The sequence below is a fragment of the Streptosporangium sp. NBC_01810 genome, from assembly GCF_035917355.1.
Classification (GTDB): Bacteria; Actinomycetota; Actinomycetes; order Streptosporangiales; family Streptosporangiaceae; genus Streptosporangium.
The window spans coordinates 2308618-2325199 of the sequence record NZ_CP109070.1; the positions used below are offsets into that span (position 1 = coordinate 2308618).

Here is a 16582-nt window from a genome sequence, read left to right on the forward strand (position 1 = left end):
CACCGCTTCCGGTGGTCGCTTGGGGGCGAGTCCCGGATTCAGAGGGCTTCGACGAACAACTCGGCCTCGCGCTCGCCCATGCCGGTCTCACCGCGCACCAGATAGACCGCCTGCTCTGCGCGGCCGGCGGCCTTGAGCTCGCGCACGCGGGTGGCCAGGTCGGGGACCGCGGCACCGGCGTGCGGCAGGGCCGTGGGCTGGGAGGGCTTGAACCGGGCCATGGCGGGTTGGCTCCACAGATCGTGTCCCATGGCCACGTCGTCGACGATCATCTTTGATTCTCGCAGGCTGAGCCCGGTGTGGTGGCGCAGCTCCTTGATCGCCTCGATCTTGCGTCCCCGGCGCGTCAGCTCGGTGACGAGCTCGTGCAGCCCCTGCGGCGTCGCCATCGGTATCGGCATCGGCATCGGCACCCGGCTGCCCTTTCTGGCGGCCATGACGACCCCGATGACGATCACCAGGATCACCGCGAACAGGACGGCGACGACCAGCAGTTCCATTGGTCCGATGTTCGGCATGTGCGGCATCGTACGACGCGTTCGCGCGAGCCGTACAGGTGACGAGGGAGGGCGGAGACCGCCCTCGGGTGCCGATGGGACACCCGCGGGCGGTTTCTCCTCCGGTTCCCCGCTCCCTTCCCCGCTCCCTTCCCCGCTCCCTTTTTCCGCTCCCTTTTCCGCTCCCCGCGAATTTCGCCGGGCCGTCAGAGGTCCAGGACCAGGCTGGGCGACGACGAGCGGCCGACGCAGATCATCATCGTCCGGCTCGCCTCCCGCTCCTCGGCGGTCAGCAGCGAGTCGCGGTGCTCGGGCGTCCCCGCGAGCACCCGGGTCTCGCAGGCGCCGCAGTACCCCTTCTCGCAGTCGTAGGAGAGGCCGGGGGCGACCTCGCGGATCGCCTCGATGAGGCGCTGGTCGGACTCGACCCGTACGGTCTGCCCCGTCCTGGCGAGGTGGACGTCGAAGGCGGTGTTGGCCGCCGGGTCTGTGACCACCTCAGGGGCGTCACCGGCGGTGAAGCGCTCGACGTGCAGCCGGTCGCCGATGCCCAGCCGCTCGCAGGCCCGCTCGACGGCCTCGATCATGCCGGAAGGGCCGCAGCAGTAGATCGCGGTGGCCGGCCCCGCCGAGGCCAGGATCACGTCCAGGTCGGGAAGGCCGAACTCGTCCTGTGGCACCAGTTCGGCGCGCTCGCCCGCGCACTCCACCAGTTCGTCGCCGAAGGCCATGGACGTGCGGGACCTCCCGCCGTAGACGGCGCGCAGGGCGCCGCCCCGGCGGGCGACGGCACGGGCCATGGCCAGGATCGGCGTGATGCCGATGCCTCCGGCGATGAACAGGTAGTCCTCGGCGGTCACCAGGGGGAAGTGGTTGCGCGGTCCCCGCACACCGACGGTGACACCCTCGCGGGCGATCTCGTGCAGCTCGGCCGAGCCGCCGCGGCCGTTCTCCTCGCGCAGTACCGCCACCCGGTAGCTGTCTCGCCGCCCGGGGTCGCCGCACAGGGAGTACTGCCGGACGCGGCCCGACGGCAGGCGGAACTCCAGGTGCGCGCCGGGCTCCCAGGCGGGCAGCTCGCCGCCGCCCGCCCTGGCCAGGGTCAGCGCCAGCACACCGTCGGCGACCGGCTCGGCTCGGGTGACGACCGCCTCGAAGGAGGCGGCCGGGGTGAAGGCCGACTGGGTGCCGGGCGCGGATCCGGCACCCAGCCGGGGTCCCGGCGGGAAGATCGCGGGGATCGCGTCCCAGCCGGACTGGTTCCCCCGCGTGGGGTAGGCGACGAGCCCGTCCTCGAGCACCTGGAATTCCGGCAGCCTGGTCAGCACCTGGGTGATCATCTCGCGGAACATGGCGCGGGCCAGGTGGGCGCCGGCGCAGCGGTGCGTGCCGATGCCGAAGCTGAGGTGCCTGGTGGCGTCCCGGTCCAGGCGCACCTCGGCCGGGTCGGGGAAGACGGCCGGGTCGTGGTTGGCGGCGACCCACGGGATCAGCACGCGCTCACCGGCTCGCACCGGGCACCCGCCGATCTCGGTGTCGGCGCGTACGGTGCGCGCCATGGACTGCGAGGGGGCGAACGCCCGCAGGAACTCCTCGGTGGCCGTGTCGAGCAGGTCGGGCGACTCGATCAGGCGGCGCCGCTGCCCGGGATTACGGCTCAGGTGCACGAGGACGGAACCGGTCAGCGACGTGGTGGTGTCGACACCGCCCGCGATGAGCAGCCCGATCACCGACACCAGTTCGTCCTCGCCGTACGGGGTGCCGTCGGGACGGTGCTGCGAGGCCAGGACGCTCGTCGCGTCCGAGGTGGGCTCGGCCCGGCGCAGCCGGACGATCTCGCGGATCCGCCGTTCCATGTAGGCGAGGCCCTCGGCGCCCTTGCGGGCCCTGTCGCTGTCGGCGGGCGCGGCGAAGATGTCGTGGATCGGCCCGGCCAGCCGGGCCCAGTCCTCCTCGGGGAAGCCCAGCCAGTCCAGGGTGACCGCGGCGGGCAGCGGGTTGGTCAGGTCACGGACGAAGTCGGCCGAGCCGTGTTCGATGAACGCGTCGACGACGCGCGTCGCGTGCCTGGCGATCATCGGCCGTAGCCGGTCGACGGCGTCCGGGGTGAGCAGAGGGTTGATCAGGTCGCGGTACCCGGTGGCCTCTGGCGGGTCCAGTTCGATCGGGTACTGCTCCAGGCCCGGCCCGCTGGGGATGACGATCGCGACCCGGTCCTCGCCGGAGGAGGCCCGGGAGGAGGAGAAGGTGTCGTCGTCGCGGGCGATCCTGGTCACGTCGGCGTAGCGGGTCGTGTAGACGAAGCCGCCGTGGGCCGAGGTCCGGCCCACCGGGCACTGCTCGCGGAAGGAGTCGTAGTAGGCGACCGGGTCCGCGGTGCACGCCGCGGAGTGGTGGTCGAAGTCAACCTGCTGGGTCATGGCGCACAGGCCCCATATCCATACGAACGATGCGCGGTGTTGCCCAGCCGCGCCACTGGGTGTCTGGGTGCCGGAAGTCTACTCACGCGCGGATCACGAGACAATGTCTCGTATATCGCAGCGATGTCTCGCGGTCTCCGGCGAAGAGCGCGAGGTCAGAAGGTTAGGACGGCCTTCGCTGTCCTGCCGGCGCGCAGGTCGGCGATCGCCTCGTTGATCTGCTCGAAGGGATAGGACGTCATCATCCTGTCCACGGGGAACCGCCCCGCGACGTACAGATCGAGCAACTTGGGCAGGAACACCTGGGGGAGGCTGCTGCCGCCGATGATCCCGGTGACGGTGCGCCCGTTGAGGATGCTGCGCCAGTCGAAGCTCATCTCCTCGCTGGGGCCGACGCCGATCACGCCGCACCGGCCGAGCGGGCCGAGTGCCTCGACGGCGGTGCGCAGCACGTCCTGGCGGCCGGTGGTGTCGATGACGAAGTCGAAGCCGTGCGGTGCGATCTCGCGCAGCGCCTCGGCCGAGCCGGAGGCCGAGGAGTCGACCGTGTGCGTCGCGCCGTAGGAGCGGGCGGCCTCCAGCTTGGCGGGGTTGACGTCGACCGCCGCGACGATCGAGCAGCCGCTGATCGCCGCCGCGATGATCGCCGCTACCCCCACCGCGCCGGCCCCGAAGACGGCGATCGAGGAGCCGGGGGACGGGCGCAGCACGTTGAACACCCCGCCCGCTCCGGTCTGCAGGCCGCAGCCGAACGGGCCGACATGGGTCAGGTCGATGCCCTTGTCGACGGGAACGACGGCGCGCTCGGTCGCCACGACGTGTGTGGCGAAGGACGACTGCCCGAGGAAGTGGCCGTTGACCGGCGCGCCGTCCAGGGAGAGCGCGGAGGAGCCGTCGGGCCGCCTGCCGCCGAAGTTGAGGGCGTCGAAACTCCGGCAGTAGGCGGGGGAGCCGGTCAGGCAGAGGGGGCAGGCCCCGCAGGAGGTGAAGCTCATCGCCACATGGTCGCCGGGGGCCACCGAGGTCACCCACGGGCCGACCCGCTCCACGACCCCGGCGCCCTCGTGGCCGAGCACCGCGGGGGTGGGGAAGAACGTGGCGAACTCCAGGTCGGTGCCGCAGATGCCGGTGCTGCTCACCCGGACCAGTACCTCGTCGGGGCGGGGCTCTTCGAGTTCTGTCTCCCGGAGGGAGAAGGACCCTCCGGCGGTCTCCAGAACGGCGGCGGTGATACGCACGGGTCCTCCACAACTATTTTCATAAAACGAGATGGCATCTTGACATGCAGAACGAGGGGGGTCAAGGATTCCGGCATGGCCGAACTTGCGATCCCTTCCGCCCAGCAACTGATCGACGGAGAGTGGGCAGCCGCTCATGACGTCGGTGAGCTCCACGTCGCCGACCCCGCCACCGGCCAGACCATCCAGACGGTGGCCTGCGCGGGCCGAGCGGACGTCGACGACGCGGTGGAGGCCGCCAGGCGGGCCTTCCCCGGCTGGGCCGCGACCTCGGCCTCCGAGCGTGGCAGGCTGCTGCGCCGCTGGTCGGAGCTGATCGGTGAGCATGTCGAGGACCTCGCCCGCTTCGAGGCCCGGGACGTCGGCAAGCCGCTGTCGGGCGGCCGGACGAACATCTTCATCACCCAGGGCATCGTCGAGTACTTCGCGGGCGCCGCCGACAAGCTGACCGGAGTGACGCTCCCCACCCGCACCCCCGACTATCTTGGGTACACCCTGCAGGAGCCGTACGGCGTCTGCGCGGTCATCATCCCTTGGAACGTTCCGGCAGTGCTCACCGCGGCCAACGTGGCCCCCGCGCTGGCCGCGGGCAACACGGTGGTGCTCAAGCCCTCTGAGGTGGCGCCGCTGGCGCCGTTCGCGCTGGCGGAGCTGGCCCGGCGGGCCGGTTTCCCGCCGGGCGTGCTCAATGTGCTCACCGGAGTCGGCGCCGACGCCGGTGCCGCGCTCACCTCCCACGCAGGGGTGAACCACATCAGTTTCGTCGGCTCCACGACCACCGGTCGCGCGATCATGCGGGCCGCGGCGGAGAACCTGGTGCCGGTCAAGCTGGAACTGGGTGGCAAGTCGCCCAACGTGCTCTTCGCCGACGCCGATCTCGACGTCGCGATCCCGGCGATCGTGGGCTCCATCACCGAGAACGCCGGGCAGAACTGCTACGCGGGGTCGAGGCTGCTCGTCGAGGCGTCCATCAGGGACGAGGTCGTGGAGCGGGTGGCGGAGCGGATGCGCGCCGTGCGGATCGGCCCGTGGGACGCCGACCTCGACATGGGGCCGCTGGTCAACGAGGCGCAGTACCGCCGGGTGCTCGGCTTCCTGGAGGGCGCCCCCGCCGAGGGGGCTCGCCTGGTCACCGGGGGCGGGCCCGCCGAACGGGCGGACGGCGGCTGGTTCGTCCCGCCGTCGCTCTTCGACGGCGTGGACCCGCGCTCCCGGCTGTCCAGGGAGGAGGTGTTCGGCCCGGTGCTCGCCGTGCAGGAGTTCTCCGGCGCCCGGCAGGCGGTGGAGATGATGAACGACACCGACTTCGGACTGCTGGCGTGCATCTGGACGAGCGACGTCTCCCGGGCGCTGCGCCTGGCCCAGGAGGTGCGCTCGGGGCAGGTCTCGGTCAACCAGTTCGCCGACGCCGGGGTCATCGGCTTCCCCTTCAACATGCAGAGGGACAGTGGCTTCAGCCGTGGCGGCGGGTACGCCGCCATGCGGGAGTACACGCAGGAGAAGGCTGTCGCGGTACGTCTGCTCGACCGGTCACCTGTGGAATGAACATGGCAGCAGCGGGGCGGCTGTTAAATGGCAGCGTTCCAACCTGCACATATTCACGCCACGAGGCACGCAGGTAACAAGCATGTGACGCGCGGGGCAGTTGGCTCCGGGGGCATTGACACGCCTATCGGAGCGGCGGCAGAGTACGACGCGTTACGGGCGATGAATCACAATGCGAGATGCCATCGTGAATAACGATCGCTTGGAGGGGTAGAGTTGCGAGCACTTGTCCAGACGGCCTTCGGAGGCCCGGAGGCGGTGAGCGTTCAACAGGTCGCCGACCCCGAGCCCGGTCCGCGCGACGTGGTCGTCAAGGTCAGCGCCTGCGCCCTCAACCGGCTCGACCTGCTTCAGCGGCGCGGTCCCGGAGTGCTCCCCGGCTTCAGTCTGCCGCACATCGCCGGCATGGACATCGCCGGCCACGTGGCGGCGATCGGATCCGCGGTCACCGACCGTCAGGTCGGTGACCGGGTCGTGATCGATCCTACGATGGGCTGCGGATCGTGCTCGCACTGCCTGGCCGGCGACCGCGGCCACTGCGCCCACCTGCGGGTCATCGGCGGGAACGTGCCGGGCGGCTACGCCGAGTTCGTGGCGGTCCCCGCCAACCTGGCGCACCCGGTGCCGGGCCACGTCGACCTCGACGAGGCCGCGGCCCTGCCCACCCCGTGGAGTACCGCCTGGAACGCCACCTACGCCGTCGGGGAGGTGGCCGCCGGTGACTGTGTGGTGATCCAGGGTGCCGCCGGCTCCGTCAGCATCGCCGCCGTCCAGCTGGCCAGGCGGGCCGGTGCCCGGGTGGTGGCCGTGGCCGGCAGCGACGAGAAGCTCGCCGTCGCGGCCGGGCTCGGTGCCGACCTGCTGCTGCGCAACGACGCCCCGATAGCCGACGCCGTCCGCGACTACACGGGCGGCAGGGGTGCCGACGTCGTCCTCGACCACGTGGGCGCCGCCACCTGGCGGCAATCCCTGAGCTGCCTGCGGATCGGCGGCAGGCTGGTGACCTTCGGCAACACCAGCGGCGACCAGGTCGCCCTCTCCCTCGCCGAGATCTACCACCGAGGGCTCCGCCTGCTGGGCGCCGGCGCCTATGCCCCGGCGGACTTCGCCGCGATGCTCGACGCGTACTTCGCAGGAGGCATGCGCACCCTCCGCGCCGCCGAGTGCGGCCTGGGAGACCTGCACGAGAGCTTCGGGCTGGAGCGCTCACGCGATCTGGTCGGCAGGGTGCTGGTGCGGCCATGACGGCAGGACAGGCAGGACAGGTGGAACAGGCGGAGCAGGCGGAGCAGGCGGAGCGAGCGGGTCGCGACGACGTCCTGCTGATCGTCGGCGGGGACGTGGTGACGATGTCGCCGCGCCGGGAGGTGGTCACCGGCGCCACCGTCGCCGTCACCGGCGGGCGCATCGCCGCGATCGGTCCCGCCGTCACCCTGCGGAAGGACTTCCCCGGCGCCGCCGAACTCGACGCGAGCGGCTGCGTCGTCATCCCGGGCCTGATCAATGCCCACCAGCACACCACCACCGACCCGCTGGTACGCAGCATGATCCCGGAGGACATCGACTCCCAGGAGGCGATCTTCGACTGGGCCGTCCCGCTGCACGGCCAGGTCACCGGCGACGACGACGAGCTGTCCGCCACCCTGACCGCCGTCGAGTCGCTCCTGCGCGGGGTCACCACCATCCTGGAGCCGGGCACCGTCGCCCACCCGCTGCGGGTGGCGGCGGGGCTTCGGGCAGCCGGCATCCGCGGCCGGGTCGGCAGGTGGGGCTGGGACGTGCCAGGCGCCCCCCACGCGCTGCCCGCGGCGGAGACCCTGGCACTACAGGAGGAGACGGTACGCGCGCTGCCGCCGGGCGGGACCGTCACCGGCTGGGTCACCCTGGTGGGGCATGACCTGGCCAGTGACGAGCTGTTCACCGGTGCCGCCGAGCTGGCCGAGCGGCTGGATGTCGGCCTCACCTGGCACATCTCGCCGGGCGAGGCGGACGTCCACGCCTACGCGCGGCGCGCGGGAAGGCGACCGGTGCTCCACTTCGAGCAGCTGGGCGTGCTGGGCCCGAGGCTGGTGCTCGGCCACGCCGTCTGGCTCGACGACGCGGAGCTGGACGCCCTCGTCGAGACGCGGACCGCGGTGGCATCCTGTCCCGGGGCGTACCTGCGCCTCGGCCAGGGTTACACCCGCGCCGGCCGGCACGCCGAACTCGTACACCGAGGCGGCAGGGTCGCCCTGGGATGCGACTCCCACAACGCGGGCGACGTGCCCGATCTGCTGCGTGCCGCGTGGCTGCTGACCGCGCTGGAGCGCGACCGCGACGTGCGGCCCGTCCTCCGCGCCGACCAGGCGTTCGCGCTGGCCACGATCGACGGCGCCGCCGCGGTGGGCCTGGGTGACCTCGTCGGCTCGATCGAGGTCGGCAAGGCCGCCGACCTCGTGATCCTGGACACCGGGGACCCCGTCTGGGCCCCGCGCGGTGACCTCGCGACCCATCTCGTCTGGGGCGCCCCGAGCCACACGGTCCGGGACGTCCTCGTCGACGGTCAGGTGGTCGTGCGCGACCACCGGATCACCACCGTCGATCTCGAAGCCCTGTCGGAGGAGGCGGAGGCACGGTCCGCCGCGCTGCTCCGCAGGACCGGCATCGACGTTCCCCACCGCTGGCAGGCTCTGTCGGCGGAAGAGTACCTCCAGGGAGTACGCGGATGAGGATCATCGATCTCGCAGACAGGACGCCGGCGCAGAAGCAGGGACTGCTCTCCCAGCTCGTCGTGCCGCGCCCGATCGCGATGATCACCACGGTGGACGCCGAGGGTGGTGTGAACGTCGCCCCGTTCAGCTACTACATGCCGGTCTCCGGGGAGCCCCCGCTCGTCGCGGTCACGGTGGGCTCGGTCAGGGAGGCGACGGACGAGCCCAAGGACAGCTGGGTGAACCTGAACGCCTCGGGCGAGTTCGTGATCAACGTGACCACGACCGCCCTGGCCGACCACATCGAGACGGTGGCCAGGGAGTATCCTGCCGGCGTCGACGAGGCCGGGCTCGTCAGCTGGCGGACCGTGCCGTCGCAGGTCGTCCGGCCCCCGTCGCTGGCCGACAGTCCGGCGCACCTGGAGTGCCGGGTGCGCGAGGTCATCGACCGGGGGGATCCGTCCTCCTGCTTCTCCGGTGTGCACATCGTGCTGGCCGAGGTGGTCTGCATAACGGCGGACGAGTCGATCATGGCGTCCCCTACCAGGATCGATCCGACCAAGGTGCACGCGGTCGGCAGGATGGGCTTCCCGTGGTTCGTCGCGGCGTCGTCGGAGTCGACCTTCAGCCAGGATCGCATCGCCTACGCCGACCTGCCGGGTGGCGAGGAGGTGCTCGCCTGACCTGCCGCGCGGGCAGGGGAGAGGCTCCGCTGAAGCCCGCACCCCCGCCGGCGATCAAGATTCGTCCCCCACTCGCGCACCGTGGGCGGTGCGCGAGCATTCAGATCGAGAGGATCGTCATGGCCGCATACTATCGAAAGGGCCGGGCCACGGCCGCACTGACCGCCTGCCTGAGCGCGCTGGCGCTCGCCGGCTGCGCGAGCAACGACGCCACCGCGCCCCAGGCCACGGCACCCGCCCCGGCCGACGCGAGCGCGAAGACCGACGGCGGCAACGTGCTGGCCGGTCAGCCGGACATCAACGGCGACGGCAAGGTCGTCATCGGGGTGCTGAGCCCCGGTGACATCAACGACAAGGGCTACTACCAGAGCTTCGTCGACACGGCGGAGCAGTTCGCCACCTCGAAGGGCTGGACGATCATCAAGCGCGGCAGCGTCAACACCAGCGAGGCGCTCAACGCCGCGCGGGCGCTCTGCCAGCAGAAGGTCGACATGGTGGCCCTCGGCGCCTCGGAGCTCAGGGACGCGATCCCGGCCTCGGAGGAGCCGGTGTGCGCCAACACCGCCTGGTACGTGCCGTCCTCGGCCAACATCCTGCAGACCCCGAAGATCATGCTCTCCACCGACCGGGCCGACCAGAGCATGCTGGCCGCGGGGTACGCGGCGGGCCTGGTCATGAAGGACAACGGGGACACCAAGGCCGGGTTCGTGACCGGCCCCGAGGCCGACTTCACCACCACCGCGGCCGCCGCGTTCAGGGCCGGCATCCGGCTGGTGATCCCGGAGGCCACGATGACGACCACCTACAGCGGAGACCTCAACGACTCCGCCAAGGCCAAGGAGGCCACCCAGGCTCAGATCAGCCAGGGCGTCAAGGTCATCTACCCCTACCTGGGCGGTGCCACCGACGCGTCGGCGGAACTCGCCAACGCCAACGGCGTCCTCACCCTCACTCCCGGTACCGACCGGTGCGACTCCACCAAGCCCAAGTTCGACATCTCGGTGCTCTTCAGCCCCGGAGACTACTTCAAGGCCGCACTGGAGGAATTCGCCGCCGCGAAGCTGCAGATGGGCGTGGAGAAGGTCTGGACGCTCGGCGTCGACGCGTTCCCGACCGTCAAGATCTGCAACGGCACGCCCGAGCAGAACAAGAAGCTGGAAACCTTCATGGCCGATGTCGGCAGCAAGAAGATCGACACCCAGGCGACAGTGAAGAAGCTCGGCTCCTGAGATGACAGAGGACGAACGGGCGAGGGAGCTCACCCCGCCACCGGCGCCCGCGCTACGGCTGCGGGGAATCAGTAAGAGCTACGGTCCGGTCGTCGCCTGCGACGCCGTGGATCTCGCCGTGCACCAGGGCGAGATCCACGGTCTGCTCGGTGAGAACGGGGCCGGCAAGTCGACGCTCATGAAGATCCTGCTGGGCCTCGTCCAGCGGGACGCCGGGACCGTGCTGCACCACGACGGGCCCGTCGAGATCGGCAGCCCGCAGGAGGCCGTGGCGCTCGGCATCGGCATGGTGCACCAGCACTTCAGCCTGATCGAACCGTTGGCCGTCTGGGAGAACGTCATCCTGGGCGACACCGGGAAGATCGACAAGGCGGCCGCCTGCGACCAGGTACGGGAGGTCTCCCGGCGCTACGGCCTGCCGATCGACCCGCTGGCCAGGGTCGCGAGACTCTCCGCCGGCGAGCGGCAGCGGGTCGAGCTGATCAAGTGCCTGCGCAGGGATCCGTCGGTGCTCATCCTCGACGAGCCGACATCCGTGCTGACCCAGGCGGAGTCGGCCGAGCTGTTCGGCGTGCTGCGCCGCGTGGTCCGCTCGGAGAACCGCGCGGTCATCCTGATCAGCCACAAGCTGGCGGAGATCACCGCGGCCACCGACCGGGTGACCGTGCTGCGCAAGGGGAAGGTCGTCTTCCATAGCGCGACCGCGGACACGGGTCCGCAGGAACTGGCCCGCCAGATGGTCGGCAGGGAGGTCTCCCTGGGCACCGAGGCCGCCGCCCTCGGCCTGCTGCCGGTGGAGGCCCCGGAAACCCGCGAATCCGAGGCCGGTGCGCCGGGTGCGGAGAAGGCGGCCGCGCTGCGGCTGCGCGGCCTGACCGTCACCGTCGACGGTGTGCGCGTCCTGTCGGACCTGGACCTGGACGTCGCCCCCGGCGAGATCGTCGGTCTGTACGGGGTCGAGGGCAACGGCCAGTCGAACCTGGGCAACGTGCTGTCCGGGCTCGTCCTGCCGGACTCCGGGTCTGTCGAGATCTCCGGCAGGCAGGTCGACCTGAACCGGCCCGGGGCCCTGCACGCGGCTGGGCTCGGCATCGTGCCGGAGGACCGGCACAGCTCCGGGGTGGTGCTGGACATGAGCGTCGCGGAGAACCTGGTCATGAAGTCGCTGGACGCCGTGAGCGGCCGCGGCTTCGTCAGCCGGAGTAAGGCGCACGCCGTGGCCCGCCGCCTGGTGGCCGAGTTCAACATCGTCACCCCGTCGATGGACACCCCGGTGCGCAGCCTGTCGGGAGGCAACCAGCAGCGGGTCGTGCTCGCCCGCGAGCTCTCGGCGGGACCGCTGGTGCTGGTCGCCGCGCAACCCACGCACGGGCTGGATGTGGGCGCCATTGAGGACATGTACCGGCGATTGCGCGACGTCGCGTCAGGAGGGGTGGCAGTGCTGCTGATATCCACCGAACTGGAGGAGGTCATGGCGCTGTCCTCCCGGATCGCGGTGATCTCCTCCGGGAGGATCACCGGAGTGCTCTCCACCGGTGAGGCCACGGCCGAACGGCTCGGGATGCTGGTGGGCGGGGTGGCCGCATGAACGAAGTCCGCCAGGAATCGCTCGATCGAAAGCCCGGCCCGGACGCGTCCGGGCGTCGTCTGCTGGCCTTCCTCACCCCGAGAGGGGGCGGCTGGCAGACCGGCCTCGCGACCACCCTGGGCGTGGTCGTGGCGCTCGGCCTGTCGTCGCTGCTGATCGCCGTCACCGGCGGATCCCCCCTGGCGTCGGTGCAGGCGCTCTTCGAGGGCAGCATGGCCACCTGGACGGCCTGGACCTCCACCCTGCTGTACGCGGCGCCGCTGCTGTTGGTCGCCGTGGGCGCCTGCGTCAGCGCCCGATCGGGCACGTTCAACATCGGCCAGGAGGGCCAGGTGCTGATCGGCGCCCTCTTCGGGGCCTGGGTCGGCCTGCGCCTGGCGCTCCCCGGCCCGCTGCTACTGGTGATCGTCCTGGTGGCCGCCGCGCTGGCGGGCGGCGCGTGGGCGGCCCTCAGCTCGCTGATGTACCGGATCCGCGGTGTCAACATCGTGGTCAGCACACTGCTGATGATCTTCATCGCTCAGCAGGTCGTCGCGTTCGCGGTGAACACGCCGTGGCTGCTGCAGGAGTCGCGGATCGGGGACGCCATCGTCTCGCCGCAGTCCAACCCGCTGCCGGCCGGCGCGCTGCTCGGCTCGGTCGGTGAGTACCCCAACCTTCAGGTCAACGGGGGTCTGCTGCTGGCGCTGGTCGGCGCCGTGGTGGTCGCGGTGGCGCTCGCCCGCACCCGGTGGGGTTTCCGGCTCACCATGCTCGGTCTCAACCCGCTCGCCGCCAAGCACGCGGGGGTACGCGTCAACGCGCTCGGCGGTATGGCGCTGGCCATCTCCGGCGCCTTCGCCGGCCTGGCCGGGGCTGTGCTGCTGGCCAGCCCGGTGGGAGTCAACCGGCTGCAGCCGGGCATAGCGATGAACATCGGCTGGGACGGCCTGCTGGTCGCCCTGGTCGCCCGCAACCGGCCGCTGCTGACCATACCCGTCGCCCTGCTCTTCGGCGTGCTGCGTTCCGGCGGAGGCTTCCTCGCCGCGACCGGTGTGCCCCCGTTCCTCGTGGACGTGGTCAAGGCCCTGCTGGTGCTGGCCTTCGTCGCCCCACCCGTCGTCATCGCCATGATCCGGCGTCGCAGGGCCGGTGTCCGTACCGCGCGCGCCGAGTCCCGGCCCGCGCCCGTCGCAGAGAGGGTCGCCCTGTGATCGGCGCAGACGACATCTCCACCATCCTGTCCAGCGGGATCAGGCTCACCGTTCCGCTGGCCTTCGCGGCGTGCGGGGAGTACCTCGCCGAGCGGGCCGGCGCCATGAACATCTCCGTCGAGGCGATGATGCTGGGCGCCGCGTTCGGCGCGGTCGCCACGGCCAGTGCCACCGGCAGTGCCACCACCGGGCTGGTCGCGGGCGTGCTGATCGGGCTCCTGATCGGGTTCGTGCACGGCAACCTCTCACATCGGCTGGAGATCAACACCTTTGTGATCGGCCTGGTGCTGAACGCGCTCGTGCTCGGGCTGACCAGCTACCTGATCACGATCAGCTCCTTCGACTCCCACCAGGTGTCGCAGGTCAGCATCCCCTGGCTGCGCGACATCCCGGTGATCGGCCATCCGTTGTTCGTCGAGCGCTGGCCGGTCTACCTGCTGATCGTCATCGTCCCGCTGACCTGGTGGCTGGTGGAACGCAGCAGATGGGGCCTGGAGTTGCGGGCGGTCGGCGAGCAGCCCCAGGCCGCCGACGTCACCGGCATCCGGGTCAACCTGCGCCGCCGCCAGGCGCTGCTGTGGTGCGGCGCGCTGGCCGGGCTGGGCGGCGCGTACCTGGCGGTCGGCGAGGTCGGCTCGTTCAACCAGAACATGACCGCCGGGCGCGGGTACATCGTCATCGCGGCGGTGATCTTCGGTGCCTGGCGGCTACGGCGGACCCTGATCGGCTGCGCGCTCTTCGGGCTGGCCGACGCCATGCGCCTGGCGCTGCCGGCGCTGGGCCTGACGATGAACTCGCAGCTGCTCGTGGTGGCGCCGTACCTGTTCGCGCTGCTGGCGATGCTGCTCTTCGCAAACCAGAACCGTGAACCCAGGGCGCTCGGCCAACCCTTCGAACGGGGATCCACCTGACGAGTGGGCCGAGCCCCGATGACCATCCGTAGTGAAACACCCGATATTTGGAGGAATCAATGAGTAACCTGACCCAGGCGAGATGGACCCACGTCGCGCTGCCCACCGGCGATCTCGACAAGGCGATCGAGTTCTACACGTCGCTGACGCCACTGGTGGTCGTCGAGCGTTTCCGCGACGCCGACGGCGAGAGCGCCTGGCTCTCCAACGACAAGCAGGTAGAGACCCCGATGGTCCTGGTGCTCGTCTCGTTCAACAAGGACAAGGGCGGGCAGCTGGGGCTGCTGACGCCGTTCGCGCACATCGGCATCGAGGTGCCCGAGCGCACCGACGTGGACGGTGTCGCCGAGCGGGCGCGCGAGCTGGGCTGCCTGCACTGGGAGCCGCGCGACATGCCCGACCCGGTCGGCTACATCTGCGCGCTGAAGGACCCCGACGGCAACGTCATCGAGATCTCCCACAACCAGCAGGTCTTCAACACGGTGCGCAAGCTGTGGGCGAACCCCTCCTGAACGGAGAGCTCACCCGGGCCGCGGTCGCACGGTACGTCGAGGCGCTCAACGCGCACGACGCCGACGCGATCGCGGCCTGCGTGAGTGAGGACTTCGTCAACGAGCACACCTCGGTCCTGGGGCGGAACGTGACCGGCAGGCACCGCTACCGTGCCAACCTCACCGGTTTCCTGGCCGATTTCGTGGACCTGCGCTACGAGGTCGAGGACCTCCTCGTCGAGGGCGACCGGGCGTCGCTCGCCTACCGGATGTCGTTCCGGCTGGCCTCGGCGGGTGGCAGACCGGTGGGGGTACGTGGGGTGTTCAGGTTCCGGGTCGACGCCGACGGCATGATCGCACACCGCATCGACTACTGGGACAGCGGCGAGGTACGGCGACAACTCGACACCTAACCCTAAACGCCCCTAAATCGCCCGTGAGGGTTTATTGAGGCCTCAGGGGCTTGCCCCGCCGGAACAGGCGCCGGCAGCCCCCTGAGAGGTTCCGGGGGTCGTAAAAGGCCCTGAACGAAAGACGGCCGGTGGGAAGAACCCCACCGGCCGTCTCCTCCGTATGGCGCGGGTCAGTTGCCCCAGTCCTGGTTGGGCACGACCGCCTCGGAGATGCGGAAACTGCCGCCCGGCAGCGGCTTCTTGTCCTCCTCGTCGCCCCGCGCCTTCACGACGTTCTTACCGAACCCCGCCACGAGCGGGCGGCCCACGTCGCGCTTGAGCCACAGGCGCAGCAGGTGCCGGCGGCGCTCCGGCTCGGGCCAGTCGACGTAGCCGGTCCGCGAGTGCAGGGCGGCGTAGTTCAGCAGCCACTGGACGTCGCCCGGCTGGAAGTCCATGTCGAGTGCGAGCCCCGGCTCCTGGGTGATCTCGTCATAGAGGTGCAGCAGCTCGATCTGCGCCTCGGTGAGCGGCGGCACGCCGGGGTACTTCTGGGCGGAGAAGATCATCGTGCTGCCCGCGTAGGTGCTGAAGATCCCGTCGACGTGGCTGCAGATCGGGGAGACGTAGGTGTCCGCGAGGGAGTCGGGGTCCTGGCCCCGCCAGTCCCAGTGCCAGGGCTCGAACAGCAGGGGAGCGAGGTCGGGGCGTCGGCGCAGGACCTCGTTGTAGATCGTCGTGCCGCTCACCAGACTGCTGGAGCCGCCCTCCTTCGACGCGCGCAGGCACATCAGCGCGACCACGTCGGAGCTGTCGGAGTGGAAGGGCAGCCGGTCGCGTACCCGCGACGGCAGCGCTCCGGGATCGTCGAGCGTCTTGTTGGAGGTCGCGATGACGTGGTCGAGCACATTGCCGAGCTGGTTCTGCTCCATCGGCGTGCCGAGGTGCAGGCCCATCAGGAAGAAGATCGCGCCGGCCAGCGTGTCACCGTACTCCTCGGTGCGCAGGCCTCGGACCAGGATGAAACCGCGCCCGGCGTCCATCTGCCGTGCGCACTCCTCGATCATGCCGCGCGCGGCGACGAGCGGGTAGCTCTCGGCGGCCACGTTGCGCAGGTCGGGGTCGTCCTCGACGAACCGGCGGCCGAGGGTTTCCAGCTCCTCGCGCTCGGCGTCACCGAGAAGGTAGATCCACTGGGTCGATCCGGCCAGTTCGTCACCGCGCCAGGCGGAGGGGCCGGTGATGGGGGATGGGGAAAGGTCTGTGGTCATGATGCGCTCCGAGTGCTCAGGGTCGTCTCAGAAAGTGCTCGCCGGGGCGATATACGCGTGATCCGGGAGGAAACGCGACGGGAGAGGCCGCACGAACCGATCGTGCGGCGGACCCGCCGCGACGCCAGGGTCAGAAGGGAGTCTGTGGATCCCCGGCGGCGGTACCTGGGCGCAGGCCCTTGCGCGGCGGGCTGATCCGCATCGGATCCCTACGGCAGGGCAGGCTGGACCCGGAGCCTGGCACGGCTACCTGGGTCATGGTTCTCTCCTGCGGCTGGTGGTTCTCCCGCCACGCTAGACCGGTCCCGGAGGTTCCGTCAATAGAGATGTCGTCTCGCCCTCCGTTACGCCTGTGTGCTGTCGACCGCTGCCTGCGCGCCTCGTCGGCCCTCCAGGCGGTGACGGCTTCGGGCAGGCGGACTCCGGTCGCGGGG

Annotated in this window: 14 protein-coding genes; 10 read left to right on the forward strand and 4 right to left on the reverse strand. The window is 70.6% G+C overall.

Annotation, left to right across the window (positions count from 1 at the left end; all coding sequences use genetic code 11):
* Positions 1–38 precede the first annotated feature (38 nt).
* The 3 genes from OIE13_RS10510 to OIE13_RS10520 form a co-directional block, all read right to left on the reverse strand.
* Positions 39–518: a hypothetical protein gene (locus tag OIE13_RS10510; protein ID WP_326640634.1), complete on the reverse strand. Its 480-nt coding sequence runs from the start codon at positions 516–518 to the stop codon at positions 39–41.
* 185 nt (positions 519–703) lie between these two features.
* On the reverse strand, positions 704–2917 hold the full coding sequence (locus OIE13_RS10515; protein WP_326640632.1) for a cytochrome P450/oxidoreductase: 2214 nt from the start codon (positions 2915–2917) through the stop codon (positions 704–706).
* A gap of 155 nt (positions 2918–3072) precedes the next feature.
* Positions 3073–4155, reverse strand: a complete 1083-nt coding sequence (locus OIE13_RS10520) for an NAD(P)-dependent alcohol dehydrogenase (RefSeq protein WP_326829940.1) — start codon at positions 4153–4155, stop codon at positions 3073–3075.
* 75 nt (positions 4156–4230) lie between these two features.
* On the opposite strand from OIE13_RS10520, the gene OIE13_RS10525 reads away from it, so the two are divergent.
* The 10 genes from OIE13_RS10525 to OIE13_RS10570 all read left to right on the forward strand — a co-directional run bounded on the left by OIE13_RS10525 (position 4231) and on the right by OIE13_RS10570 (position 14898).
* Positions 4231–5700, forward strand: a complete 1470-nt coding sequence (locus OIE13_RS10525) for an aldehyde dehydrogenase family protein (protein WP_326640628.1) — start codon at positions 4231–4233, stop codon at positions 5698–5700.
* Positions 5701–5958: 258 nt separating this feature from the next.
* The gene (locus OIE13_RS10530; RefSeq protein WP_326640626.1) at positions 5959–6945 is read left to right on the forward strand and encodes a zinc-binding dehydrogenase; all 987 of its coding nucleotides are present in this window, start codon (positions 5959–5961) and stop codon (positions 6943–6945) included.
* Entirely contained in the window at positions 6942–8408 is a 1467-nt protein-coding gene (locus tag OIE13_RS10535; protein ID WP_326829941.1) for an amidohydrolase family protein, read from the forward strand. The genes OIE13_RS10530 and OIE13_RS10535 overlap by 4 nt, the downstream gene beginning before the upstream one ends.
* A complete protein-coding gene (locus tag OIE13_RS10540; RefSeq protein WP_326640622.1) occupies positions 8405–9073 on the forward strand; it encodes a flavin reductase family protein in 669 nt (222 codons plus the stop codon). The genes OIE13_RS10535 and OIE13_RS10540 overlap by 4 nt, the downstream gene beginning before the upstream one ends.
* Positions 9074–9192: 119 nt before the next feature.
* Positions 9193–10302, forward strand: coding sequence for a BMP family ABC transporter substrate-binding protein (locus OIE13_RS10545; protein WP_326640621.1), 1110 nt, complete (start codon positions 9193–9195; stop codon positions 10300–10302).
* A gap of 1 nt (position 10303) precedes the next feature.
* Positions 10304–11890 (forward strand): ABC transporter ATP-binding protein, encoded by a 1587-nt coding sequence (locus OIE13_RS10550; protein ID WP_326640619.1) that lies wholly within the window; start codon positions 10304–10306, stop codon positions 11888–11890.
* Positions 11887–13083, forward strand: coding sequence for an ABC transporter permease (locus OIE13_RS10555; RefSeq protein ID WP_326640617.1), 1197 nt, complete (start codon positions 11887–11889; stop codon positions 13081–13083). The genes OIE13_RS10550 and OIE13_RS10555 overlap by 4 nt, the downstream gene beginning before the upstream one ends.
* Positions 13080–13994 carry an ABC transporter permease gene (locus OIE13_RS10560; protein ID WP_326640615.1) on the forward strand — a complete coding sequence of 305 codons (915 nt, stop codon included), beginning with the start codon at positions 13080–13082 and terminating at the stop codon, positions 13992–13994. Before OIE13_RS10555 ends, OIE13_RS10560 begins: the two co-directional genes overlap by 4 nt.
* A 59-nt stretch (positions 13995–14053) precedes the next feature.
* Complete coding sequence (locus OIE13_RS10565) at positions 14054–14506, forward strand: VOC family protein (RefSeq protein WP_326640613.1); 453 nt, start codon at positions 14054–14056, stop codon at positions 14504–14506.
* On the forward strand, positions 14488–14898 hold the full coding sequence (locus OIE13_RS10570) for a nuclear transport factor 2 family protein (RefSeq protein WP_326640611.1): 411 nt from the start codon (positions 14488–14490) through the stop codon (positions 14896–14898). The genes OIE13_RS10565 and OIE13_RS10570 overlap by 19 nt, the downstream gene beginning before the upstream one ends.
* Before the next feature lie 170 nt (positions 14899–15068).
* On the opposite strand, the gene OIE13_RS10575 is transcribed toward OIE13_RS10570, so the two are convergent.
* Positions 15069–16148, reverse strand: coding sequence for a TauD/TfdA family dioxygenase (locus OIE13_RS10575; RefSeq protein ID WP_326640609.1), 1080 nt, complete (start codon positions 16146–16148; stop codon positions 15069–15071).
* Positions 16149–16582: the final 434 nt, after the last annotated feature.